Annotated in this window: 23 protein-coding genes and 1 pseudogene; 6 read left to right on the forward strand and 18 right to left on the reverse strand. The window is 41.3% G+C overall.

The features are described from left to right. The first annotated feature begins 96 nt into the window (after positions 1–96). A complete protein-coding gene (locus ACKRAT_RS11005) occupies positions 97–1,275 on the forward strand; it encodes an IS256 family transposase (RefSeq protein ID WP_411842460.1) in 1,179 nt (392 codons plus the stop codon). A 653-nt stretch (positions 1,276–1,928) separates the two neighbouring features. Here ACKRAT_RS11005 and ACKRAT_RS11010 read toward each other — a convergent pair. The 4 genes from ACKRAT_RS11010 to ACKRAT_RS11025 form a co-directional block, all read right to left on the reverse strand. Then, positions 1,929–3,362 (reverse strand): multicopper oxidase family protein, encoded by a 1,434-nt coding sequence (locus ACKRAT_RS11010; RefSeq protein ID WP_285326970.1) that lies wholly within the window; start codon positions 3,360–3,362, stop codon positions 1,929–1,931. A 115-nt stretch (positions 3,363–3,477) separates the two neighbouring features. Next, a complete protein-coding gene (locus ACKRAT_RS11015; protein WP_092596271.1) occupies positions 3,478–3,741 on the reverse strand; it encodes a hypothetical protein in 264 nt (87 codons plus the stop codon). Between the two features lie 198 nt (positions 3,742–3,939). Next, a complete protein-coding gene (locus ACKRAT_RS11020) occupies positions 3,940–4,173 on the reverse strand; it encodes a heavy-metal-associated domain-containing protein (RefSeq protein WP_202809393.1) in 234 nt (77 codons plus the stop codon). Positions 4,174–4,320: 147 nt separating this feature from the next. Next, the gene (locus ACKRAT_RS11025; protein ID WP_411842461.1) at positions 4,321–6,204 is read right to left on the reverse strand and encodes a heavy metal translocating P-type ATPase; all 1,884 of its coding nucleotides are present in this window, start codon (positions 6,202–6,204) and stop codon (positions 4,321–4,323) included. 523 nt (positions 6,205–6,727) lie between these two features. Here ACKRAT_RS11025 and ACKRAT_RS11030 point away from each other — a divergent pair. After that, positions 6,728–7,897 (forward strand): serine hydrolase domain-containing protein, encoded by a 1,170-nt coding sequence (locus ACKRAT_RS11030; RefSeq protein WP_124011083.1) that lies wholly within the window; start codon positions 6,728–6,730, stop codon positions 7,895–7,897. Positions 7,898–8,014: 117 nt separating this feature from the next. On the opposite strand, the pseudogene ACKRAT_RS11035 reads toward ACKRAT_RS11030, so the two are convergent. The 5 genes and pseudogenes from ACKRAT_RS11035 to ACKRAT_RS11055 form a co-directional block, all read right to left on the reverse strand. Further along, positions 8,015–8,880 (reverse strand): annotated as a pseudogene (locus ACKRAT_RS11035) (HAD family hydrolase); the annotation flags it as partial. Next, positions 8,868–9,155, reverse strand: a complete 288-nt coding sequence (locus ACKRAT_RS11040; protein ID WP_271397734.1) for a helix-turn-helix domain-containing protein — start codon at positions 9,153–9,155, stop codon at positions 8,868–8,870. The pseudogene ACKRAT_RS11035 and the gene ACKRAT_RS11040, both read right to left, overlap by 13 nt. Before the next feature lie 50 nt (positions 9,156–9,205). Further along, on the reverse strand, positions 9,206–9,544 hold the full coding sequence (locus tag ACKRAT_RS11045; protein ID WP_271397634.1) for a cyclic nucleotide-binding domain-containing protein: 339 nt from the start codon (positions 9,542–9,544) through the stop codon (positions 9,206–9,208). A 299-nt stretch (positions 9,545–9,843) separates the two neighbouring features. After that, complete coding sequence (locus ACKRAT_RS11050) at positions 9,844–10,407, reverse strand: Dps family protein (protein ID WP_124011086.1); 564 nt, start codon at positions 10,405–10,407, stop codon at positions 9,844–9,846. Positions 10,408–10,487: 80 nt separating this feature from the next. Beyond that, the gene (locus ACKRAT_RS11055) at positions 10,488–10,721 is read right to left on the reverse strand and encodes a heavy-metal-associated domain-containing protein (RefSeq protein ID WP_213809854.1); all 234 of its coding nucleotides are present in this window, start codon (positions 10,719–10,721) and stop codon (positions 10,488–10,490) included. A 607-nt stretch (positions 10,722–11,328) separates the two neighbouring features. On the opposite strand from ACKRAT_RS11055, the gene ACKRAT_RS11060 reads away from it, so the two are divergent. Then, positions 11,329–11,943 (forward strand): recombinase family protein, encoded by a 615-nt coding sequence (locus ACKRAT_RS11060; RefSeq protein WP_411844446.1) that lies wholly within the window; start codon positions 11,329–11,331, stop codon positions 11,941–11,943. Between the two features lie 377 nt (positions 11,944–12,320). After that, positions 12,321–12,647 carry a four-helix bundle copper-binding protein gene (locus tag ACKRAT_RS11065; RefSeq protein ID WP_411842462.1) on the forward strand — a complete coding sequence of 109 codons (327 nt, stop codon included), beginning with the start codon at positions 12,321–12,323 and terminating at the stop codon, positions 12,645–12,647. A gap of 363 nt (positions 12,648–13,010) precedes the next feature. On the opposite strand, the gene ACKRAT_RS11070 is transcribed toward ACKRAT_RS11065, so the two are convergent. From ACKRAT_RS11070 to ACKRAT_RS11090, 5 genes are all read right to left on the reverse strand, one after another. Beyond that, a complete protein-coding gene (locus tag ACKRAT_RS11070) occupies positions 13,011–13,547 on the reverse strand; it encodes a YdhK family protein (protein WP_411844447.1) in 537 nt (178 codons plus the stop codon). Between the two features lie 512 nt (positions 13,548–14,059). Continuing rightward, positions 14,060–15,376, reverse strand: coding sequence for an APC family permease (locus ACKRAT_RS11075; RefSeq protein WP_411842463.1), 1,317 nt, complete (start codon positions 15,374–15,376; stop codon positions 14,060–14,062). A 139-nt stretch (positions 15,377–15,515) separates the two neighbouring features. Beyond that, positions 15,516–16,187 carry a response regulator transcription factor gene (locus ACKRAT_RS11080; RefSeq protein ID WP_411842464.1) on the reverse strand — a complete coding sequence of 224 codons (672 nt, stop codon included), beginning with the start codon at positions 16,185–16,187 and terminating at the stop codon, positions 15,516–15,518. Beyond that, a complete protein-coding gene (locus tag ACKRAT_RS11085; RefSeq protein WP_411842465.1) occupies positions 16,165–17,568 on the reverse strand; it encodes an ATP-binding protein in 1,404 nt (467 codons plus the stop codon). Before ACKRAT_RS11085 ends, ACKRAT_RS11080 begins: the two co-directional genes overlap by 23 nt. Before the next feature lie 75 nt (positions 17,569–17,643). Continuing rightward, positions 17,644–18,555, reverse strand: coding sequence for a F510_1955 family glycosylhydrolase (locus ACKRAT_RS11090; RefSeq protein ID WP_411842466.1), 912 nt, complete (start codon positions 18,553–18,555; stop codon positions 17,644–17,646). Positions 18,556–19,099: 544 nt separating this feature from the next. On the opposite strand from ACKRAT_RS11090, the gene ACKRAT_RS11095 reads away from it, so the two are divergent. Beyond that, complete coding sequence (locus ACKRAT_RS11095; RefSeq protein ID WP_411844448.1) at positions 19,100–19,633, forward strand: YdhK family protein; 534 nt, start codon at positions 19,100–19,102, stop codon at positions 19,631–19,633. Positions 19,634–19,858: 225 nt separating this feature from the next. Here ACKRAT_RS11095 and ACKRAT_RS11100 read toward each other — a convergent pair whose 3' ends face one another. The 4 genes from ACKRAT_RS11100 to ACKRAT_RS11115 form a co-directional block, all read right to left on the reverse strand. Continuing rightward, the gene (locus ACKRAT_RS11100; protein WP_411842467.1) at positions 19,859–21,964 is read right to left on the reverse strand and encodes a copper-translocating P-type ATPase; all 2,106 of its coding nucleotides are present in this window, start codon (positions 21,962–21,964) and stop codon (positions 19,859–19,861) included. Positions 21,965–22,157: 193 nt separating this feature from the next. Further along, entirely contained in the window at positions 22,158–22,664 is a 507-nt protein-coding gene (locus ACKRAT_RS11105) for a CueP family metal-binding protein (protein ID WP_411842468.1), read from the reverse strand. Positions 22,665–22,943: 279 nt separating this feature from the next. After that, positions 22,944–23,879, reverse strand: coding sequence for a cation diffusion facilitator family transporter (locus tag ACKRAT_RS11110; RefSeq protein WP_411842469.1), 936 nt, complete (start codon positions 23,877–23,879; stop codon positions 22,944–22,946). A gap of 62 nt (positions 23,880–23,941) precedes the next feature. After that, on the reverse strand, positions 23,942–24,262 hold the full coding sequence (locus ACKRAT_RS11115) for an ArsR/SmtB family transcription factor (RefSeq protein WP_072324278.1): 321 nt from the start codon (positions 24,260–24,262) through the stop codon (positions 23,942–23,944). Between the two features lie 254 nt (positions 24,263–24,516). Between ACKRAT_RS11115 and ACKRAT_RS11120 the strand changes: the two genes are divergently transcribed. Further along, complete coding sequence (locus ACKRAT_RS11120) at positions 24,517–25,470, forward strand: arsenic resistance protein (protein WP_411844449.1); 954 nt, start codon at positions 24,517–24,519, stop codon at positions 25,468–25,470. Positions 25,471–25,610 lie beyond the last annotated feature (140 nt).

The raw sequence follows: 25,610 nt of genomic DNA on the forward strand, positions 1-25,610 counted from the left end.
TAAAATAGTTTGTGTAAATGAATAAATAGAAAAAGGGCGTCCTTTTCTTGTAAGATTAAGTTACCACACCAAATCCAAGAAAAGAGGACGACCCCTATGGATCATTTTACATCAGATATTATTCAAGCTCTAGTAAAAAAAGACGATGTCACAGGAATCTTCCGCAGCCACCTGGAAACGGCGGTGAACACATTACTGAAAACCGAATTGACTGCATTCCTGGACTACGAAAAGTATGACCATGTGGGCTTCAATTCCGGGAACTCCAGAAACGGCGTCTATTCCCGCACGTTACCTACCGAATATGGCGACCTTCAGATTGACATTCCCCGGGACCGGAATGGGGACTTCAAGCAGCAGACTGTTGCGCCTTACAAGCGGTCCAATGACACATTGGAATCTTTTGTCATCCATATGTTTCAAAAAGGTGTGACGATGTCTGAAATCTCCCATCTGATTGAACGGATGTATGGGCATCACTATACGCCCCAGACCATTTCAAATATGACCCAGGCGGTCACAGAAGAAGTGGAGGCATTTCGCCAGCGTTCGTTATCCGAGCGGTATGTGTGCGTGTACCTGGATGCGACATTCCTGCCCGTCAAACGGGAGACAGTGACCAAAGAGGCTGTCTATATCGCTGTGGGCATCCGGGAGGATGGCTCCAAGGAAGTGCTGGCCTATACTGTCGCGCCGACGGAATCTGCGTATGTATGGAAAGAATTGATTAGAGATATCCATGCACGGGGCGTGACGGAAGTCCTGCTCTTCATTTCTGTCGGGCTTCCAGGTATCAAAGACAGTATTCATTCGGTGTTTCCAAAAGCGAAATACCAGACATGTTTCATTCACGTTGCACGCAACATTTCCCACAAGGTCCGTGTGTCGGACCGGAAGGCAATCTGTGAGGACCTGAAGTCCCTGTATCGCGCCACGGATAAGGCCGAAGCTGAGCAGGCTTTGGACGCGTTTATCGAGAAGTGGAAGAAATCTTACGCCAAAGTCACACAATCGTTGAAAGCCAATCCGGATCTGTTCACTTTTTATGATTTCCCTGAAGCAATCAGGAGAAGCATTTACTCCACAAATCTGATTGAGTCATTCAATAAGAGAATCAAACGGTACAGTAAGCGCAAAGAGCAGTTCCCGAACGAGGACTCCCTTGACCGTTTCCTGGTCACTCAATTTGAAGCATATAACCAACGGTTCGCGACACGGTGCCATATTGGTTTTGACCAGGCCCGTGCAGAATTAGCTGAAATGTTCAGCGGGTAATGCACACTACAAGAAAAGGCATGCCTTCATTTACACATAATTATTGACGGTCCCATATTTAAATGAGGACATCGATCTTATAAAAGCATTTGAAGTCATAAATAGTAAAGATAATTTTTAAGGGTTAATTACTTTTAGAGTAAGCGGGACTAACAAGTTCTACTTTTTTATTATTTCTCAAAGTTATCTAGACAGTTCTTTTCCCTACATTATTCTAAAAAACGACCGTTTATTGGAATATTTTCAGTATTAAAATTCACTCCCTGTCATTTTTAATGATATCTTGCACTGATTTAGGAGCTAACTTGCACTATAGTTAAAAAAACAACTTATCTTTTCCTGAAGACAGTCGAGTTTTAAAGTTGGTTACGCAAAATAACATCGAAAGCGACACATACTTCGCTAAATATTAAATACACAATAATTAGGATGAAGTTCATTAAAGAGGAGCCCTTTGCCGATTACACCTGCGTTTTATCAGATATCCCCAATTAATCATAAAGACATTAATATTTTAAAATTTAAAAATGTCCATTACCTCTAAATATAGAGATAATGGACACAGTCTATAATGACTGATTAGCATTTATAAAATAAGTGATGCTTCTGGGATTTTCGATAGACACCCTATTAATACATAGTAATTTTTACTTTTAATCAATTTCTACATGACCCATCATGCCATGTTCTTCATGCTCTAATATATGGCAATGATACATGAACTTACCCGGTTTGGTAAATTTCAATAAAATATGAACCGTTTCACCTGGGTTAACCAGCACTGTATCTTTCCAACCTTGTTCATTTCTGGGCGGTATCTTACCATCCCGATCTAAAATTCTAAATTGCACACCATGAACATGGTAAGGATGAATTAAATTTTCCATTTCATCCTTGGCGTTGACAATTTCCCAGACTTGATATTCACCCAGAGGCTGAGTAGTGTCAATTCTATCAGGGTCATATTTCCTGCCATTGATGGATACACGATAATCTGTTCCGGCCATCAACATCAATTTCTTTGGATACTTAGCGACCTCATGTGGTTGAATAACTGGAAGCATCTCTGTGCGAAGGGACATGTTCGGATTAAAATCGGCATTGTTTTTATTCTCTCCGCGCCTGATTGTTAAACCGGTCACTCCGTTAACAAATAATTTAACTTCTTCTTCCTTATAACCTTCCAAGTCAATAATGATTTCAGCACGTTCACCTGCAGACAAAAATAAATGCTTGAGTTCAATTGGATAATTTAACAAGCCACCGTCTGTGGCGATTTGATAAAATGTAGTGTGGTTTTGTAATGAAAACTCAAAATTTGTTACGTTCGAACCATTAAGCAGACGCATTCGCAAGTAGCGCCCGTCAGCATCAAAGGTGGCGTTTGCTGTACCGTTCAGCAACAATGTGTCGCCTCCCGTACCATCAATACTTTTTATGTCGTCGTAATCCAACTTGTACCCGTCAACCAGGAAACGATCTTGTACGACAACCGGAATATCATCCACCCCATACTCATGAGGGAGGTGTTTTTTCAATCGCTCGGTATTTTCATCTTCCACTATAATCATCCCACCTAAGCCTTCATACACCTGCTTTGAAGTCAAACCGTGCGGATGGGGGTGATACCATAATGTTGCTGCTTCATTATCAACATTAAAGTCAATTGTTTTTGTTTCATCAGGTTCAATAGTCATTTGTGGTCCGCCATCTGAAGCTTCGTCAACAATGAGACCATGCCAATGATAGGTGGTCACTTCATCCATATCATTGCCGGTATGAATCTTGACCTGTTGATTTTTTTTAAGCTTTATCGTCGGCCCTAACAAATCTCCATTATAACCCCGAGACGGCGTTTTTCGTCCGGGGATGATTTCTGTTTCTCCGCTCCGGGCTCTGATTTCATATTCTATTTGGCCGTCTGTCTGGCTGGTTGGTTCGAGTAAAGAAGGGATATTCAATGGACGTGATTCGATGTCATTTTCAATGATTTTAACTTCATCATCACTGCGGAATATTGTATCTAACGATGAGGGCTGGTAACTCATATCCAACTTTTTAAAATGATTGTCTGAATTAATCAGCATTCAATCTCTCCTTACATATTTTAAATTACATGAAAATTTTATGCTTTTATATAGTACCACCTCACATCATATTTTGATGCGGGGCGGTTAAAAGATATCTTATATTATTCTAGTTCTATTTTTTTGCTGCTTTTGCCTTACTTTTACGAGCTTGAACTGATTCTTCCGTCGGGTAGGATACCTCCATTGTTAATATATTCGCTTTAAAAATATGAATCATGGTGGTTATATCACCGTCCACTTTTTCCAGGCCGCAAATGTTTTCATTTTCAACGACTTTAATACTGTTCAAAGCACTCTGAGGCGTCTTTCCTTCAATATTTTCAAAAATCACTTTTGTGCCATCAACCAGATTGTAAGTGAAAGTGTATTTGTTCATTTTCATATCTCTCCTTCTCATAATCTCGACTATATTCACTCATAATAGTCTCTCCAAAATATATTTATCTTAAACTTAATTATAGTGTACCGGCTTTGGTTAAAGTTAAGCTCTTACCTATCTATTGATTCATGATAAAAGATTCCAGACAATCGATTGAATGTCCGGAATCAGTTAAAATGGAAATAAATAATTTGATCAAGCAACTTTTACTTTTGATTTGGTGACCGGGTAACCCAAGTTTTCAATCGCATTTTCTATATTTTCAATCGGCGTGACTGATTCATCAAAATTTACTTTGACTTTACTTGCGTTGAACATGACTTTGACGCTGTCTTTTTCCACACCGTCCAAACCTTTTACAGCGTTATCAATCTTCTGGAGACATGATGGACATGATAAGGTTTCTAATTGAATGGTTGCTTTTTGCATAATGTATCTCTCCTATTTATAATTTTTATCCGTTTTCTTTCTACAATTCAAGTATACGACTTTTTGCCGTTAAAAGAATTGATGTAAATCAATTTTTGATTGCTGATTTAAATTTTTTTGTTTTCTCTGGTAAAGCACTTTGTTTCATTATCTTTCTGCTGCATTTGCCCTGGCACCTTTGCCTCTTGGACGGTAAATCATCAATCTCATGGCGTTGAATATGACGACAAGGATACTCAATTCATGTACCAGCATGCCAATCGTCATGTTCATCCAGTCACTGAACAGCAAGGCGGCCAACAAGATCAGTACCACGCCAACCGCAATGGTGATGTTCTGCTTCATATTTCTCGCTGTCGATTTTGTCAGACCCAAGGCATGAGTCAATCGGCTGAAGTCAGAGTTCACCAGGACGACATCCGAGGTTTCTATCGCAACATCTGTGCCGGTGCCCATGGCAATACCGATATCGGCCAGAGCCAAGGACGGACTGTCGTTTACGCCGTCTCCGACAAATGCCACTATTTGCCCTTCTGATTGTAATTTTTCAAGATGAGCGGACTTGTCTTCCGGCAACATATGGCCGTAGGCTTCTGTCAATCCAAGTTCGCTGGCAACGGCATCCACAGTGCCCTGGTTATCGCCTGAAAGTACAACGAGGTTTTTAACACCAAGCTTTTTCAGGTTTTGCAAGTCCGCTTTAACACCCGGTCGAATTTGATCCCGAATCCCCATCAATACCTGCAACACACCATCCACTGCAGTCAGTACAAGGGAGTTCCCGTTTTCCTCAAAACGTTTCAGATCTTGTCTGACCGTTTCATTCAACTCAATATTTTCTTTTTCCATCAAAGCGACATTTCCTACTGCGACACGGTGACCGGCGACTTTAGCGATGATGCCGCCGCCTTTGACAACTTCCGTTTCATCTACATCAGAGAAGTTCGTTGGTCCAATATCCTGCAGCACGGCTTTTGCCAGAGGGTGATCTGATTCCCGCTCTACACTGGCCAGATATCCAAGCACTTCATCCATGTCATCTCCGTAAAACTCCTTTTCTGCAACTTCAGGGTTTCCAATGGTCAATGTACCTGTCTTATCAAAAAGGATTGTATCCACTTTACTGAAATCGTTGATGACTTCGCTGCCTTTTAAAAGCACGCCGTTACGGGCACCATTCCCAATACCGGAAACGTTGGAGACAGGGACCCCGATCACTAAGGCGCCTGGACAGCCCAGGACCAGAACTGTAATCGCCAGTTCAACATTATTGGTGAACAGCCAGACGATGACACCCAGTACCAGGACCGCCGGTGTATAGTATTTGGAGAATCGGTCGATAAAGCGTTCTGCTTCCGACTTGGAATCTTGTGCTTCTTCCACCAATTCGATAATCTTACCGAACGTTGTATCTTCCCCGATACGGTCAGCTTCTATTTGAATCGTCCCGTTTTCCAAAATTGTGCCTGCGAATACTTCTGATCCGTTCATTTTACTCACTGGAATAGATTCACCAGTGATACTTGCTTCATTGATATGGCCTTCACCAGTTAAAACGGTGCCATCGACGGGTATTTTCGCACCAGTTTTTACTAATAAAACATCACCTTCATCTACATCATCAACGTCCACTTCTTCGAATTCACCAGCCGCGTTTTGTTTCAAAGCACTTTCCGGCGCCATTTCCGTTAGTTCTCTGATGGCCGATCGTGTCCGTTTGAGTGTACGCTGTTCTAAATAAGAACCAAATAAGAATAAGAATGTAACGATTGCGGATTCTTCATAGTTTTGAATCAGCAAAGCACCGACAACGGCAATTGTGACCAATACGTCAATACTGATAACCTTTACTTTTAATGCCTGATAAGCTTGAATTGCGATCGGTGTGATTCCAATGACAGTTGCAATGATGAGTGACAAATCGAAGACGAACATGTTACCCATACCAAATCGACCATAGAATCCAAGTATGATCAAGGTTGCACTAATCAACGTAATCAGGTTTTTCATATCTAATATAGCCCTCTGCATGATACTTCCTCCATCTCTCTATATTTTCTTGTTGGTTAAAGTATAAAGTTTTAGCTTCGTATAAAAATTGACTGAGGTCAAGATTATAAAATTTCGATGTGGACACACTCTGATTAGTCTGTAATAATTTCTACGGCATCATAATATGGCAATTCTATATATCATGCAAGAAACCATAATCCACACTAAAGTTTGTTAAAGTAGATATATTGTTAAGTTTGCTTTGTTGGTTGAATTAATATATGTAATGGACAGTTTGAGTGTAGCTGAATCGTCTTATGAAATCTCATAGACTTCTTTTGTTTTGCAAAACACCCTAAAGTTAAAATTGAGTTCAACTTTAGAGGGGCAATTCATTAAAAGTTGCCTTATTACATGGTTTCCTCTTTTAATACTGAATAAACAATAGTGGATTTGGAGAAATGCACAACATTTTTTTTATATTTGAGATGTGGGATTATTAATAGAGGGTATGGATTAAGTAAGGCATTTTCATCATTATTGAGTCAGAAGGGGAATGGTAATGAGTACATACAGACATGCAAAAGAGAAAATCGGCACTATAGATAATATTTACAACGGGGACATGTTCCCGGATCTTGCCATCAACACATTCCGTAATATTGAACGGCTTTTTCCGACACGCACAATTCTCGCTTCAACCAGACCGGAGCCTTTTGAGCAGTCGAGGGAGTCTCTTCAGCCTTTCCAATCGAGGATCAAAGACACGACAACTGATAAAACGGAGCAGAATTATGATCTATATGATTATGTGGCTTTGAATTCGGTGACGGGGATCGTGGTGCTGAAAGAGGGGAGACTCGTTTATGAAAACTATTTTCACGGCAACAGCCCCGACACGCGCTGGATGTCGATGTCGGTCGCAAAGGCGATTACTTCAACACTGGTGGGGGCGGCGATCCAAGACGGTTACATAGAGAGCCTTGACGATCCGACGGTGAAATATGTACCGGAATTGAAGAGCAGTGCTTATGAAAACACCACGGTCCGTCATATTTTGGGCATGAACTCAGGCGTGGAGTGGGATGAGGCTTACACCAATCCCGGCTCGGACCGCCGTGCTTTTTTAAAAGCCCAGCTCTCCCGGAACCCGGGCGCCCTGCTTGAAGTGATGGCTGATCTTCCAAGCGCAGGAGAACCCGGTCATGTCCATAACTATTCTACGGGGGAGACGACAGTGGCCAGTGAAATCGTCATCGGTGCAACATGTAAAAGTTTGTCCGATTACTTATATGAAAAGATTTGGGAACCATACGGCATGGAAAGCAAAGCGGCATGGTGGCTGGATTCCCCGGACGGCAATGAAATCGGCGGCAGCGGTTTTTCCGCTGTCTTGAGGGATTATGCACGCTTCGGCCAGTTCTTCCTTGAGGGTGGAAAAGCGGGCGGTAAGCAAATTTTACCCGAAGGATGGACAGAAATGGCCGGTCAGCCGACGACTCTGGAAAACGGGGAGACGGTCGATTATGGTTTGATGTGGTGGCCCGCATGGACGCAGAAGTCCAAAGAGAACAAGGCCTTTCAGGCAGTCGGCATCCATGGACAGGTCATCCATATCGACCCGGAAGAAGACGTAGTCATAGCCATTTCCTCCGCCCGTCCGAAGCCCATGGGCACGCAGCCGATTGACGATATGCTGTTCCTTGAGGATCTGATTGATAATATAAAATGAAGGAACCCTGGAGATTTCTCCAAAGTTTCATGTTCTCCGACTGTTATACGTATTTATCAAGATTCGTAAATTTCAAGTTTAAGTTAAGAATTACAACCCTTAATTTGCTGGTTAATACTAGTTCAATCTCAATGTCATGGCGTTCAGTGCAACAACGACCGTGCTGATCGACATCAGTATTGCACCGACAGCAGGAGATAGGATAAGCCCGGCTGAAGCGAGTACGCCTGTTGCAAGTGGGACCGCGATTATATTATATCCTGTCCCGAGTCACAAGTTCTGTACTGTCTTACTCATCGTCTTCTCTGCCTGCCTGTTGTCCCCTGTCAGCATGACAGGTTCGATGCCTCGGTCGATCAGATTTCTCACCATGCCTTTGGAACTTGATTTGATCTGGTCGCCCTGTGCAACGATGCCGCTGTTTTCACCGTCTATGACCAGGAAACTGACCGATTTCCCCTGCCCTGCAAGGGATTCAAACTGTTCCTTACCATAATCCATATCATTATCTTCAAAATAAGAAACACTTGTTATTTTCATGTCTTTACCCGCAATTGTGGCTTCCAGTCCGATGCCCGGTATGTTGTTGACATCTTCGGCGCGCGGGATATTGATATCTTTTTCTGCTGCTTTGTCCAAAATACCCAATGTCGGCGGGTGACTCGAACTTTTTCCCATTGCTGTCATGAATCCGAGTACTTCCTCATCAGAATAGGCATCATTGAAGCTTTCAAAATGATTCACTGCAAAGTTGCCTTCTGTGAGCATGCCGGTCTTATCCATCATGACCACATCCAACTGATTGGCAGTTTCCAGAGATTCACGGTTTTTCACAATCAAACCGTTGCTCGCGCCGATGGATGTCGACCGTGCCGTGACGAGGGGATGGCAAGCCCGAGCGCATGAGGACATGCGATGACCAACACCGTCACCAGCCTTTCAAGTGCAAAGTCCACGTTGTTTGAAATCGTCATCCATACAACTTCAGCTCATCCAGATCGACAATCATCTTGCCGGATTTGCTGATTTCCAGTATGCCGAGTTTCCTGAACATGGAGATGTTGCGGCTGACGGTTTCGCGGGCGAGACCAATCATGTTCGCCATCTCATGCTTGGTGAACTTCAACGTGATTTCACGCCGACCATCACCAAGTACAAGCCCATGGGCATATGCAAGTCGGCGGATCAGCAGGAGGACTTGCTTGTCCGTCGGTTTTAAAATCTTCTCCTGTAGCCAGTACTGGAGGTCGATGATCATTTCTCCTATATAATTGAGCAGTTTGACCGCGATATTTGGATTTTTCCGGATCACATCTTCAAAGTCCCTTTATCTATGAAAACTACTTCGGAATTTTCAGTTGACAATGCGTTTGCCAAATAGGGGTCACTCCTCAATATCGCATGGTGCGGAAACATCTCATTTTTGGCGAGGAAGTTGATGATCTGCTCACGGTCTTCTTCATCAATGAGATATATTTTCATGTTGCCTTTGACCACGAAATAGACATTGGTCATTCCCTCCCCCATATGAAATAGATGGGTGTCTTTTTCTATATTTTTATGATAAGCAATTTCAGCGATAGCAGAAATCTCTTCTTTGTTCAAAGCTTCAAAAACCTTCATGGATGACAGGTATTCTACAAACAACGATCTCGCCTCCCTTCAATATTTGATGATGACATTCTGGTCCACGGAAAAACCCTGCAAAGTGATAGATCACATTCTGCAGGACTCGATAAAAATATGATAAAACTGAACGTCAATTCAAATTCAATACCTCATTACCTCCGTGGATTCGATTATAAGTGGTTTCATCCGTGGTGACTTCATCAATCAGGCGTTTCATCTCAAATTTCTTCAGTTCATTCAAAAGCAGCCTAGCCAAAAAAACGATTTGTTTTTTTGGCTAGGCTAAATTACAAATATTTAATGTGCGCAAGGCAGGTTTATTCTTCGTCATCATCCACTTCAAAATCATCGTCATCTTCCAATGCTTCTTTGCCAAGATAGGCTTGCAGCATCCAAATATTTTCATACAAATACTTTTTGAAAGCAATCAGTGTATCTTCTAGCACATCATCGCCTTCTTCTCGTGCCAAATGGATAGCACGAATGGTTAAGCCACGGGTGCTTCTGAAATCTTCAATCACATTTTCAATCATTTCTTCTGCTTCCAAATACTTGTGGGCCGGGTCTTCTAAAAGCATGGAATATTCCTCTAATTCAGCAGTAGTCGAAGCTGGTTTATGGCCGGAAGCAATCAATCGTTCCGCGATTTTATCGAACCACTCTTCATTTACGTTGTACAGTTCTTTCAATTTGCCATGGAGACTGAAGAAATGCGGTCCCTTCACATACCAATGATATTGATGTAACTTTACATGCATCGTGTGGATGTTCCCTAAAATGTGATCTGCAATGGCTGCTGCGTTGATTTTTGTATGGTGGACATGCTCTTTATGCTCTTGCTCCTCTTTCAATCTTTCTTGCGGTGTTTTATCTCGTGTCATTTCTGTTCCTCCTATCGTTTTTACTATTTGCTTACACTATTGCTAAATAAACTGTGGAAGTAATTTCATTTTATTGTAAATTAGACAGCTTTTACTTTTGATTTGGTGACCGGGTACCCCAGGTTTTCAATCGCATTTTCTATATTTTCAATCGGCGTGACTGATTCATCAAAATTTACTTTGACTTTACTTGCGTTGAACATGACTTTGACGCTGTCTTTTTCCACACCGTCCAAACCTTTTACAGCGTTATCAATCTTCTGGATACATGATGGACATGATAAAGTTTCTAATTGAATGGTTGCTTTTTGCATAATATATCTCTCCTACATAAATTTTATGCGTTTCCTTCTCTACAATTCAAGTATATTACTTTTTGCCGTTAAAAGAATTGATGTAAATCAATTTTTGATTGCTGATTTAAAATTTTTTATTTTCTCTGATAAAGCGCTTTGTTTCATTATCTTTCTGCTGCATTGGCACCTCTGCCTCTTAGACGGTAAATCATCAACCTCATGGCATTGAATGCCATCTCCATAAATGTTTTCTCCTTTTAAGATCATCTGGCTGTAAAAAATATTCAGAATGAGGAGGAGGATGATATATTATCCGATTCGAGTCGTAGCGAGGCGTGCGATTTTGATGGTAATGCTTAGGTTGTCGTAATGGTAATATTAGAGCACCGTATACACCTTGCTTAGTATTTATTTTAGATTTATGAACAATCATATTCAATTAAGTACAGCATATTGTGGTTCACAAAAGTACACTTTTGCGGACACTTCGAAAACATTTAGAATAGATCAAAATGAAAGTTCGTAAACATACTAAATTATTTTATGGACGTTCAATTATTTACATATACTTTTACGGACGGTTTTCGGTTATAGTTAGATAAAATTATCCTTTTAGAGGTGAATGATGGAACAGCGTAGATTTGGTTATATAAGAGTCAGCAGCAAAGATCAAAATGAAGGCCGTCAAAAAGAAGTCATGAAAAGTATGGACATTAATGAACGGGACATTTATTTAGACAAGCAAAGTGGCAAGAACTTTGAGCGAGCGAATTACCAGTTGTTGAAACGCATCATACGAAAAGGGGATATCTTATATATCCATTCACTTGATCGATTTGGCCGGAACAAAGAAGAGATTCTGCAAGAATGGAACGACCTTACGAAAAATATTGAAACAGATATTGTCGTACTGGATATGCCGTTACTCGATACGATACAGTACAAAGACAGTATGGGAACATTTATTGCCGATTTGGTCCTACAGATTCTATCGTGGATGGCAGAAGAGGAGCGTGAACGCATTCGAAAACGGCAACGTGAGGGAATCGATCTGGCGTTACAGAATGGCGTTCAGTTTGGCAGACCTGCGGTTTGTGTTTCAGAAGAATTTCGAGAAGTTTATAGAAGATGGAAAGCGAAAGAAATAACGGCAGTTCAAGCGATGCAAGAGTCTGGAGTCAAAAAGACCAGTTTTTATAAACTGGTAAAGGTACTTGAAGAAGAAACAGCTGACATTTAATAATCAAAGAGTGAAAGTCATAAATTTAAAGCCCTATCTAATAAACTTTCAATAACAGTCATTTTTTAAACTTAATTTTACATTTAGTTTTCGTCAGATTAAATACTCATTTTATACACGATTTCTCGAAAATTATAATCTAGTCTAATACATAAAAGAATTACAAGTTCTTTATTAAAAGTAAAAAGAAGGGATTGTAAAGTATGAGAAAAAACACCTATTGATAAGCTTTTCCCTCGGATGATGATCATTGTTTTACCAGCACATCATTAAAATTCTGTGCACTTTCTATGGAGTTTTACCATACCGGTTTATATTCGAAATGGATGGGAATTCAATTAATGCAAACGTATTTAAATTTATAGGAGGTATTTACAATGGCTCATGAAAAGCACCAGCAATTGATTCAAACGTTACATGAATGTATGGAAGCCTGTAACCACTGTTACGATGCCTGTCTGAGGGAAGAAGACGTAAAAATGATGGCGGAGTGTATCCGATTGGATCGTGAATGTGCAGATATCTGTGCATTCCTGGCACAGTCACTGACAAGAAACTCACCATTTTCTTCTGATTTGGCGGCAGTATGTGCCAAGATTTGTGAAGCATGCGGAAATGAATGCCAGAAACATGACCATGACCACTGCCAGAAATGTGCAGAAGCTTGCTTCAAATGTGCAGAGGCTTGTAAAGAAACCGCCTAAAGAACAATACCTAGAAAGAAGTGGTATGTCGGGACTTATTCCGGACATACCACTTCTTTTATTTCCGGTTAAAATTGTACCCAGTATTTTAACGAAAATATACATTAAGGTGTATTTGCATTATTACTTAAGAGTTCCTTTGATTTTGGCAATACTTATAAGAAACACCTTAGTTTAGACATGGTTATAGAAAAAAGTTAAGTTCATTCAGGACCCTCGTTGCAAGGAAGAGTAAACCGAATTCCCTTCAAAACAGTCATTAATATATCTGTTAATTCATATAATAAAAAGAGCTTATCCATGCAGATTATCCATTTGAGATAGATAATCCAGTAAAGATAAGCTCTTTAATATCATCTGTTTCTATTCAACAGGCGCCAATTCGCTTTCAATTACCCATTTATGATTTTCCACTTCTTCTCCAGTTGTTGTTGTAAAGTCAATCATGTATACAGTAGTATCTACAGCAGATTCTATCACAGCGGTTGCACCATCCATGCCTTTCATGTGATTCGCATCCAGGGTTACTTCAGTGCCGGGGTCCAGTGGTGCTTCTCCTGGATCTTCCAATTCTTCGTGAATGACCCATTTATGATTCACCACTGGGTCTCCACCAGTTGTAGGATAATAGGTGACACTATAAGCGATAGTATCAAATGCACCTGCAATTGTTGCTTCAGCGCCATACATACCTGGCATATGATCGGCTTTGATAATGGCTTGGCTACCCACTTCATAAGTTGGATCTTCTGCTTCCTCCAGACCGTCAGGGACTACACCGGTGCTCGACATCTGTTCAGCAAAAATGGATTGAATCGTTTCCTGCACCTCTAAAATACTGGTACGGATATCATTAATTTCTGCTTCAGTCTCTTCAATGGATGCATCCTTATTTTCCATTTTTTTAGTTATAGCATCCAAATGATTGTCAGCGGCGCTTAAGCGATTTAAAAGAGATTCCAACTTGTCCAGATACTCTTTATAGAGCTGTACTTGATCAACTGTTATAGGGGCGCCTTCGATAGATCCTTCGATTGCCTCCAGTTCAGATTGGATGGCGTCCGTTTTCTTCTCAACCTTATCCAATCTCTTTTCAACCTTTGCTTCCCCCTGTGCGTGTTCACTGGCTTGGGGAGCTGCGTTGGTGGAATCTGCCGAAACTTGTCCTGCTGATAAGCTGATTCCAATAACGGTTGCGAGTGTGACGACTGTTTTTGTAAATCTGTTATTCATTTTACATTCCTCCTTGATATTTTTTCTAAGAGATATTTACCTTAAATGATATGAGCGATCCAATGCCTTCTAATCATTTTAAATTCTATTGATTCACCTTTCTGAAAAAGCATCACCCCTTTGCAACCATGACCTTCCCCTCTTTGAAACTCAGGTTAATAATATTTTTTAAAAATGCTTTAATGGGCATGCCCTTCTTCCCCATCATTACGGTTTTTAAGAAATACATATTCCCCTATAAAGATGACAATGATGAAAATGATGGACATGACGACAATCAACCAGTCATTCATCAGTTTAATCCATACAAAAGCAGTCAGTACGATGCCATCAAGTATGAATGCGGTTATGACAATGACTGGATTTGCATCCACCTTATCCCGCAGGTGTTTAAACACACCCCAATGCACAATCATATCCATTACGAGATACAATATAGCACCGACTGAGGCGATACGGCTGAGGTCGAAAATGACGGCCAGTACCATCGCAAGTACAATCGTGTATACCAGCGTATGCTTTTGGATCCGTCCGGGCATGCCAAAGTGCTTATGTGGAATCAGTTTCATATCTGTCAGCATGGCAAGCATCCGTGATACCGCAAAGACACTGGCAATAATACCCGAGACTGTCGCAATGATCGCAATGCCGACGGTAAACCATACACCATAATTTCCAAATGCCGGCCTGGCGGCTTCGGCAAGCGAGTAGTCCCTGGCTGCGATGATTTCGTTTAACGGCAGATTGCTGGAGACCGCCCATGCAACCAGCAGATACACAAAAAGACTGATGGAAATGGATGCGACAATCGCTCGGCCGATATTCTTATGGGGCTTAACGATTTCAGAGCCACTGTTGGTAATCGTCGTAAACCCTTTGAATGATAGGATGGTGAGTGCCACAGCAGCAATCATGCTGACAACCGTCGCGTCTTCCGGACTTCCACTGCTTTCAGCGGGTGTAATGGAAAAACCGGCGACCCATAATCCGCCCATCGCAAAGACGACAAGCCCCATTATTTTAAGCAGGGACACAATCGAAGTAAACGTCTGAATGAAACTGTTGCCAGAAATATTAACTAGGAATGCAAAGAGCAAAAGACCAACAGCGAGCACAGGCACCAGGTAGCTGGTTGCATCCATATTGAAAATCTGTAATGTATAGGTGCCGAAAGTACGGGCCACCAGACTCTGGTTGATGACCATGGATACGGCCATCAGCATCGCTGCAGAAGCAGTGACGGTACCCTGACCATACGCTTTTGCCAAAAACATGCCGATGCCCCCTGCAGAGGGGTATTCATTGCTCATCTTGACGTAGGAATAGGCACTGAATCCAGTTACGATACCCCCGACGACAAACATGATCGGGAACCACATGCCGGCAAGCGCGGCAACCTGACCCAGCAATGCAAATATGCCGGCACTGATCATCACGCCTGTCCCAAGACCGATCGCACCCGTCAGAGATAAGCTGTCTTTTTTATATTCGTTCATTAGCATCACCTCAGAAATAATGGCCTCTAAGTATATGCCCATGATTTATGCAGTTAGTGTGCAGTTTTTAAAATATTACAAACTAATTTAGTAATGCACCCAAAAACCATACTTTTAAGCAATCGATAATATACAAACCTCACTTTTTAATCCACTTGTAACCCACGCCCCATACTGTGTGAAAATAATCATCGATGGGAAACCCCACTTCCCTGATTTTTTCCCGCATGTTTCTAACATGCGAATCCACAGTCCGGCCTTCAGTTTCCGAATGCATTCCCCACACCAGATCGATCAGTTGATCCCTGGAATATACCCGCCCCGGGTTCTGTATGAGCAATCCAATCAATGAGAATTCCTTGGGGGTCAACTTGATATACTGATTCTTATAGGACAGTTCGAATCGATCCTTGTCCCATAGCAGTCCATCCACCTCAACATGGTTGCCAGGTTTCGCTCTCCTTAATAATGCATCCATCCGTGCAATGAGTTCTTTTTCATTGAAGGGTTTTGTTATATAGTCATCCGCCCCCAATCTGAGGCCTTTGACGATATCCGTCTTCTGCTCCCGTGCAGTCACCATGATGATGGGCACATCCGAATGCTGACGGATTTCTCTGCATACGTCCCACCCATCCATGTCAGGCATCATGATATCGAGCAGTACAATATCGAATCTTTCTTCTTCGATGTATTGGAGCCCTTCTTTCGCCCCCAGCGCTTTTCTGCAGTCGTATTGGTAGGGTTCCAGATACAACGCCAGCAATTCCAGCATCCTCTCTTCATCATCAATCAACAATGCCTTTTTCATACGCATCCTCCTTCGGCAAAGATATGTTGAAAACCGTTCCTTCACCTAGTTCACTTTCGACTTCCATCCTGCCGTTGTGGAGTTCCACAATCTCTTTGGCGATTGTCAGCCCAAGACCGGATCCTCCCTTGGAACGGGACCTGGATTTTTCTGCACGATAGAGCCGCTCAAATATATACGGCATATCTTCTTCGGCAATGCCATCCCCCGTATCCGAAATAACCGTTAAGACCTCATGTTTAGTTTGAACCACTTCCAATCTAACATGATTTCCGCGCGGAGTGTATTTTATGGCGTTATCGAGTATGTTCAACAGCACCTGTTGGATTCTTTCCGGGTCAATGGAAATGACCACATTACTTGGACAGGAATATGAAAATTCTATCTCTCTTTCTTCAATTGCCGGATAAATCCGTTCCACGATCTTTTGAATTAGCGCATCAAATTCCACTTTTTCTTTTTTTATGGCAAATTCATTCTGGTCTATTTTGGCCAGTTCAAACAATGTTTTTATCAGTCCGGCCAGATGTTCTGTCTCCTCCTGGATGATCTTTGTATATCTGGTTCGATCTTCCTCGGATGTGGTCTCCCGATTGATGATATCTGTATATCCTTTCAAATAGGTCAGTGGTGTACGGAGTTCATGGGAGACATTCGACAGGAATTCATTTCTTTCATTTTTCAAACGCTTCAAATCTTTTGATAAGCGTGTGATAGCAGTTGCCAACTCTCCGAGTTCGTCTTTTCGACTGGTGGATAGTTCCACTTCATGGTTGCCTCTGCTCAACGCTTCTGTGGCCTTCTTCATTCTGACCAATGGCTGTGTAATGACTTTTGAAAGCACAATCACCGTGATGATGGTTAAAATGACAGTGACCAATCCGATGAATAAAAATTGCCGAGTGAGACTGCTGATGATTTCTTTGATATGGTTGCTGTCGGCAAACATGAATACATGCCCACTATGTGTACCCTCCATGATAATCGGGCTGTCTGTCGCCACATATTTTTCATCCGCCCATTCCGACTCCAGTATGACGCCTTCATCTGGCACTTGGTCGTTATCTGTATGCTCGATTACCGCTGCCATTTTCGGCTCCATTGGGTTGGAGCTGGTAACCACTTCTCCATTCCGGTCTGTAATGACGACAATAAAATCAGATTCGGATTCCATGATGGCGACATGATTCAAGGTTGATGAGGTGTAATTTTCATCCAGCACATCCCGATGGGTATTTCCACGGGCCAACAAGTCTCCCATCACTTCGTCGACACGATCATTGACCAGGTTTGTATATAATATGGAGAATAATATGATTTCAACAGTAATAACTACTACAAAAAATAACAACCCAATCTTCAAAGATAATTGATTTAGCATCACAGCCCCCTCTCTTCGACAATAATACTTCGAGTGCCTAACAACAGAGTGAAAAGATGACCTCAAAACTTACGCTTACCTGGTTTGACCCTCATCTAAAACTTTCTTCCATGCAGTTGACCCGGCATCAGAGACATATACATCGTCGTTTACGGTATAGATGGCCAGTTCTTTTTCATTCTGTCGGTTTCGGGCAATATATGCAATGCCATCATTTTTCAATTCCGGTGTATCAATGATGGCTTCTTCGTCATTTTTAACATTTCTTCTGTGGAGTTCAACATTTTCGTTATTTATCGCATAATATAAATCGTCCCCATAGAAATATACGGTCATTCCTACCTGGCTTGGATCTGTTAATGCTTTAAACTGATTTCCACCATCCTCTGACAAATAGATGCCGGTGGAAGTCGCTGCTGCGACAAAGTTGGAATTTGACGGATGGATTGCCAATGATAATACACCCCCCTGAAGGCCCTCCGCATCTGCTTGTTCCCAATTTTCTCCATCATCATTACTTTTATAAAATCCTTGGCCCAGCGCTGAATTTGGTTGAGGATTCAACAGAAAAATATCATGGCTGTCGTATCCTACCGTCATGTCATGGTAATCCGTTTCTCCCTCGAATTGGATATGTTCAAGTGTCCTGCCGCCATTAAAACTACGTTGAATACCAAAAGGGTTGGGGATATCCGAATCTCCACCTGGATGCCCGGAAGTATAAAACCCTTCATCTACAGCATTGAATCCCATATAATCATTGTAGTTCCTGGTGGTTTCATGCCATCCCCCGTCACGGAATATTTTCAAACCGCCATGGGTCGCCAGATATAATCCATCATTCCCACCAGCATACCCCATTCCATGCACATGTTCTATTTCGCCGTTAAAGACTTCTTCGAATTCACCTGTTCCGTCGCTACTGCAGCCCGCTAGAAATATCGCTGATACTATCATTGCATTAATCACTAACTTCCTTGATACCATAGTCGTTTCCTCCTGCCTCTATTCACTAATTAACTCGGAAGCCCTCAACCATTTTATTATTTAAATATCGATTCTTAGTGCAGATTCTAATAAGGATATGACATGTTGTATCTAAGTTATAAAACTCTACATTGAAAATCTAAACATATATTTATAAACATTAATCTCTAATCTTTTCCAATTACATCCACTTTTCATTGAATCTGCACTTAAACTGCATATTCTAAGGGTATGGTTTTGGCATCTCAAAAAATTGGAGGCTAGGTAGATGAGACAATTTCAAAGAATTTCTTTATCAGGTGCAATGATTTTCGCATTAGCGTTGGGGCTTAGTCCAGGAGTAGCAAACGCAGATAGTACAGATACTGCCGCCCATGAAGATGGAAGTTATTACTACTATGAAGTCGATGCGCATGGAAACAAGACGCAGTACACTGATGGTTTGACTGAAAAAGAATTGGAAGATGAATTGGGCTACCCTTATAACGGAGCTCGTAGCCACTACTACTATGAAGTCAATGAAGATGGGGAAAAGACGAAATACATCAATGGTCTGACAAAGGAAGAGCTGAAAGAAAGACTGCACCGTTATAATATGCAGTCCGAACCACATTCTGGTGGACATATGGACCATTCCGCTGAGGAAATGTCGAGTTCTGGTGAAGTGCCTGAAGATTTGAAAGAAGCAGAAAATCCTACATACGAAGTAGGGAGCCAAGCAATTATTGAAGCCGATCACATGCAAGCCATGGAGGGCGCTGAAGCCACCATCTCCGGAGCCTTTGATACAACTGTTTATTCCGTATCGTATACACCAACGAATGGTGGAGATCCAGTAGAAGATCATAAATGGGTCATCCACGAAGAATTGGAAAATCCGGGTGAAACCCCATTAGAACCAGGTGATGAGGTAGTAATGAATGCCACGCATATGGAAGGTATGGAAGGTGCCACTGCTACGATTGATTCAGCTGAACAAACAACAGTTTACATGGTAGACTTTGTCACAACAGATACTGGAGAAGAAGTACAAAATCATAAATGGGTAATTGAAAGCGAATTGGCGCCTGTTGAATAACTCTAAATATATTCAACGATGAATAAAGAGTCCATCCGTCTTGGATGGACTCTTTATTATTGCCCATATGTTATTAATCCACTATACCAAAGTGTTAAAAGCAAGTGAGAAAATTTATAAAATTTAGAAGGAAGTCGAAATTGCAATCGTCTTCCTTCCATAGTATATTGCATAATTTTCGCTTCTTATAAAAGGTATCTCTATAATACTTCAAATAAGTTTGCTTTAATCCATTTCGAATCGATGGAGCAATTGCGCATTGATTGCTACGATGATGGTGCTTAGACTCATCAGTATCGCACCGACAGCCGGACTGAGCACAATGCCCCAAGGTGCCAGAACGCCTGCAGCCAATGGGATGGCAAAAATGTTGTAGCCGGTTGCCCATATCAAGTTTTGGACCAGTTTATTAAAGGTCCGTTTGGAAAGGCTGAATATGGCCAGTATATCTTTCGGATTGCTGTCCACAAGAACAATATCTGCACTATCCATAGCGATATCTGTTCCTGCTCCGACTGCAATGCCAACATCTGCTTTCGTCAAGGCCGGCGCATCATTAATACCGTCCCCGGTCATTGCCACAATCAGACCACGATTTTGAATTTCCGTCACTTTCTCTGCCTTCTGATCCGGCAGAACTTCTGCATAGACTTCATCAATACCAATTTGTTCTGCAACGTAATTCGCCACTTTCCGGTTGTCTCCAGTGAGCATGATGGCCTTGATATTTCGATTGTGCAATTGTTCAACCGTCTGTTTTGAGCTCTCTTTGATTTTATCTGCCAATGCGATGGCGCCTGACAGTTCTTCATCAATAATCAGGAACACAACCGTCTTACCCTGTTCGGACCATTTGTTGAAATTCTGATCATCAAAGGTGATATCTTGTTCACTGATATACCCGGGACTCACAACTTTGATATTCCTGTTATCGATTGTCCCTTCAATTCCCACGCCAGTAATGGAATTGAAATGTGTCATTTCATGCAGTTTCAGTTTCTTTTTCTTTGCTTCATTGAGTATTCCCGTAGCAATGGGATGTTCAGAGTCATTCTCCACTGTCGCTGCATAGCTTAGTATCTTGTGTTCGTCCATATCACTGAACGTTTCCACGTCTGTTACCCCAAACTGACCTTCAGTCAACGTCCCCGTCTTATCGAAAATCACTGCGTCGATATTGCGTGCCCGTTCAAACTGAGGACGTTTTCGGATCAACAGACCATGCTTCGCAGATAAAGCAGTAGAAACAGAAATGACCAGAGGTGCTGCGAGACCCAAAGCATGCGGGCAGGTGATAACCATGACGGTCACTGTTCTCTGTACGGCCGTATCTACAGTGGCTCCGATACTCACCCAAACAATAAAAGTGATGATACCGGCAGCCAAAGCGATATAAAACAGCCATTTGGCCGCCTGATTTGTGATGTCCTGTGTTTTGGATTTGGTCTTCTGGGATTCTTTGACCATTTCGATGACCTGATTCAGATATGACTCATCCATCAGTTTTTCTACTTCTATTGTAAGTGAGCCTTCCCTATTGATCGATCCACCGATCACCTCGTCATCAACAGACTTGGTTACCGGGACGGACTCACCTGTCAGCATGGATTCATCGATTTGGGATTTTCCTTTAACAATCTTTCCGTCCAATGGCATCTTTTCTCCTGGTTTGACCAAGAGTAGATCCCCTGTTTTGATAGCATCCACCTGCACTTCTTCCGTCTCACCATTCTCAGTAATACGGTTTGCTGTGCTTGGCATCAGGGATGCCAGTGACTCCAGAGCTTTGGATGCATTATTGATGGATCGCATTTCAATCCAGTGGCCCAGAAGCATGATCAGTACCAGGGTTGCCAGTTCCCAGAAAAGCTGCTCCCCATTAAATCCGAATACGACAGCCATACTGTAGAAGAATGCGATGGAGATGGCCATGGCAATCAGTGTCATCATTCCGGGTTCTCTGTTTCTCAGTTCATCAAAAGCCCCCTTGAGGAAAGGCCAGCCGCCATAGAAATAGACGAATGTGGACAGGCCAGCGAGGATATAGAGGTCCCCTGCAAAGTGCCAATCGACACCCATGAAATCCTGAATCATCGGAGACAGGAGGAGGATCGGAATGGTGAATATTAAAACAACAAAAAACTTATTCCGGAATTCCGTCACCATATGTCCGTGATGGTCATGTGCACCGTGCCCATGATTATCGTGATCATCATGAGCCCCATTGTGACTTTCATGGCCATGATGGTCGTGATGGCTATTCTCTTCCTGACTATGATGATTGTGATTTTCCTCCTGGTCAGAATGTGGCTCTTTTTTGTGATGATCCATTCTATCACTTCCTTATATTTATCTTAGCCTCATTATACCCCCACGGGGTATAATGAGGCAAGTAAACGATTCCCAATGTTTGATATAACGATATACACACCAGGGCCACGAATCATGAAGTGAATTATATAGAATAGGAATATAAAAAATCTCCAAACACTTTTAAGATGTTCGGAGACTCATTCAGAAAACACTACTTCAGTTGCAGATCTGTCAAGCATGTACTATTCCCATCGAAAGTGGAGAAAACGTGCTCGACATATTTGTCTTGATAGTTGATTTCTATTGTATATTCCCGGTCTCTCGGCAACCAGAAATCCATAAAGCCGTTTTCGAGTGTCGTCAGTGACTGATCGATGTGGACCTCACCTTGTTTATCTGTAATTTTTACATCCACCTTCTCGTTTGCCAGTTCACCCTGGCACCCGGTCAGATTATGGAATTCACATGGATGCGTATATGTAAGATAAGGCGCTATCGATATAAAAAATTCATCTTCGGGAAGATTATGGATCTCCTCTTTTCCACCATTCTGAACAACAAGGGTCTGATCATTTATTGAAGCTGACTCTACAACATTACTGGCACTCAGCTGTGATACGAATTCTTTGATGTTTGTTTCATTTGAAGCTGAATCATTGCCGCATCCTGTCAGAATGATCGTTAAGCCCATTAGAGCTGGCATTAGATATTTTTTCATCTCACTACCTCCTATCATTCAATTATATCAAGCGTATTCAAATAAGCTTCTCAAGATTATAACATTTATATGAAATATAACTAAAGATATAGAAATCATAAGGAATGACCTACTTCCTGTAGTGATGAAGTCAAGTTGACAGCTTTGAACTTAATTTTTTCTTTCTATCTAATACTATGAACAGTTAATAAAATCGTATACATTAAAAATCTTCAATTTATAGGTCAAAATCGTTATCTTGCTAACATTTTTGATCATTATAGTGGTATATTCTATTTTTTAGTGTTCATGACTATGCGTAATATCATCATCCCTGCACATTACAGAATCCTTATGAGGGTGGTTTTCACTCTCCATCTGAATCGTTGCATGTCCAATATTCTCATCTTCCAACTCGTCTTCAATTATTCTCAGAATTTCCTGGCTTTCCTGAATAGAAATGGTACCATCTACCACCACATGGCATGAAAGTGCATTTTGGCCACTTGTAATACTCCATACATGTAGATCATGCATATTATTTACTCCTGGAATGCTCTCTATGGTTTTAATCACTGCGTCAATTTCAACGTTTTTAGGGGTACCCTCCATCAATACATGAACGGCATCTTTTGTCACACGCCACCCACTTATCAATACAAGCACTGCAACAATCACACTGGCCAACGGATCTGCCCAGCCCCAGTTGAAGAAGAGGATCATCAGAGCCGCAATAATGGCCCCCACCGATCCAAGCAGATCGCCTATCACATGTAAAAATGCTGCACGTATATTCAAGTTTTCCTTCGTATCCCCGCCTCGCATGAGAAGCCATGCTACAAGAATATTTACCAGTAGTCCAATAGTTGCGATGATTAACATACCCGTAGAGGCGACTTCAGGTGGATCTGTAAAACGTTGATAGGCCTCATAGAAAATGTAGATGGCAATCAGTACCAGAGTAACTCCGTTAAATACAGCTGCAAGAATTTCAAATCGTTTATATCCGTATGTTTTACTATAATCGGCCGCTTTTTCTCCAAGTATAAAAGCCAACAAACCGACACCTAGGGAAATTGAATCACTTAACATATGGCCCGCATCAGCTAGTAAGGCGAGGCTATTGGTCAAAATTCCCCCAATCGCTTCGATAATCATATATCCTGTGATGATTATGAAACTGATCATCAAGGTTTTTTTGTTCGCACCATGTGTATGGCTATGTTCCTGACTCATTCAATCATCTCCTGCCAATAATTACAGATGGTTATATTAAATGGATTTATATAATTCTTTGGTCAGTGGTGACGAGCATGATTAATTGTTTCTTTCAACATGTTCATTACATGGGCATCATCATGGGAATAATATAGAGTCGTACCTTCCCTTCTATACTTGACCAAGCGCAAATTTTTCAAAAAGCGTAATTGATGCGAAACGGTGGATTGTCTTAAATGTAGGTTTTCAGCAATCTCATTTACGGAATATTCTTTAAGAAACAGCAAATTCAGTATTCTGATTCGTGTTGGATCACTTAATGCTTTGAAAGTCTGGGATACAACAAATAAAGTTTCTTCATCAAGACCTTTTTTATTACCAACAATTTTGTTTTCGTTAATATCTTTTATGATGGCTCACCTCTTACTAATCATAATGGTAGCTCTTAATATAAATATGGTTATATTTATATATACTCATATATTAAAAATGTTTAGCACTATTGTCAATATATTCGTAATGATGAGTACCACCAAATTTATCTTTTTTCTATTACTTCAATTGGCACTCAAGACAATCATTGATAGACTATCTTATACTGGTTTGCAGAAAGGTTCATCTTATAAAAAATTTCAAATGGAAAAGAGGTGCGTTTATCGGAATATTAGAAAAGTTTCAAACCTTGATTATACTGCTCGCTGTTGGTTCAGGTATCTTATTAGGACAAATAGGTGTAATTGAACGATATGCAGAGACACTGGTCGTCCCGTTTTTATTCTTAATGCTCTATGGATTGTTTTTGACGATACCACTGCATCAATTGAAAAAGGCATTTTTAAATATCAGATTCCTTGGCTCCAGTACTATCATTAATTTTATATGGACACCAGTATTAGCCTGGGGGTTGGGGGCTATTTTCTTATCAGATCATCCAGCTTTATGGATTGGTTTTATTATGCTTATGGTGACACCTTGCACGGATTGGTACCTCGCATTTACAGTCATAGCAAAAGGGAATGTGTCTCTTTCAACATCGATTCTACCGATCAATTTGATCCTGCAAGTCGTACTTTTACCTATATACCTACTATTATTCGCTGGCAGCATTGAAACCATTCCTCTCCCAACACTCATTGAGAGTATATTGATTGTACTGATCTTTCCTTTCGTGCTTGCTCACCTTACACGATTTCTATTGAGAAGAAAAGAACCAGTTTTAAGCAATATCGTCATACCCTTTTTCAGCAATGCTCAGATTTTCTTTCTATCATTTGCGATTATGGCAATGTTTGCTTCCCAAGGCTCATACTTGCTTGACCATTTGGAAGTCATTTATATCTTGATTATTCCTATTTTGATATTTTTTATTATCAACTATGTGTTAGGCCGTTTAGTGGGAAGACTACTGAAATTTTCCTATGAAGATACGGTCAGTTTAAGTTTGACGATTATTGCACGAAATTCTCCAGTTGCCTTGGCTATAGCTGTCACCGCTTTTCCAAATCAACCTCTCATTGCTTTGGCTCTGGTCATCGGGCCTTTGATTGAATTGCCTATACTTGCCATTGTGTCCCAAGTACTGCTTTTCACAAAAATGAGTGGAAAGTGAAAGGGAACTACCATATGACTTGGGTGAACTTTATTAAAAACGACCGTTTATTAAATATTTACAGGTTTTAATTTAAATTAGCTATGTCTAATTTGGGTAGACCCTAAATATACATTAGAGAGATACTGATTTCACTAGTT

The organism is Salinicoccus sp. HZC-1, from assembly GCF_046736035.1.
In the GTDB taxonomy this organism is placed as follows: Bacteria; Bacillota; Bacilli; order Staphylococcales; family Salinicoccaceae; genus Salinicoccus.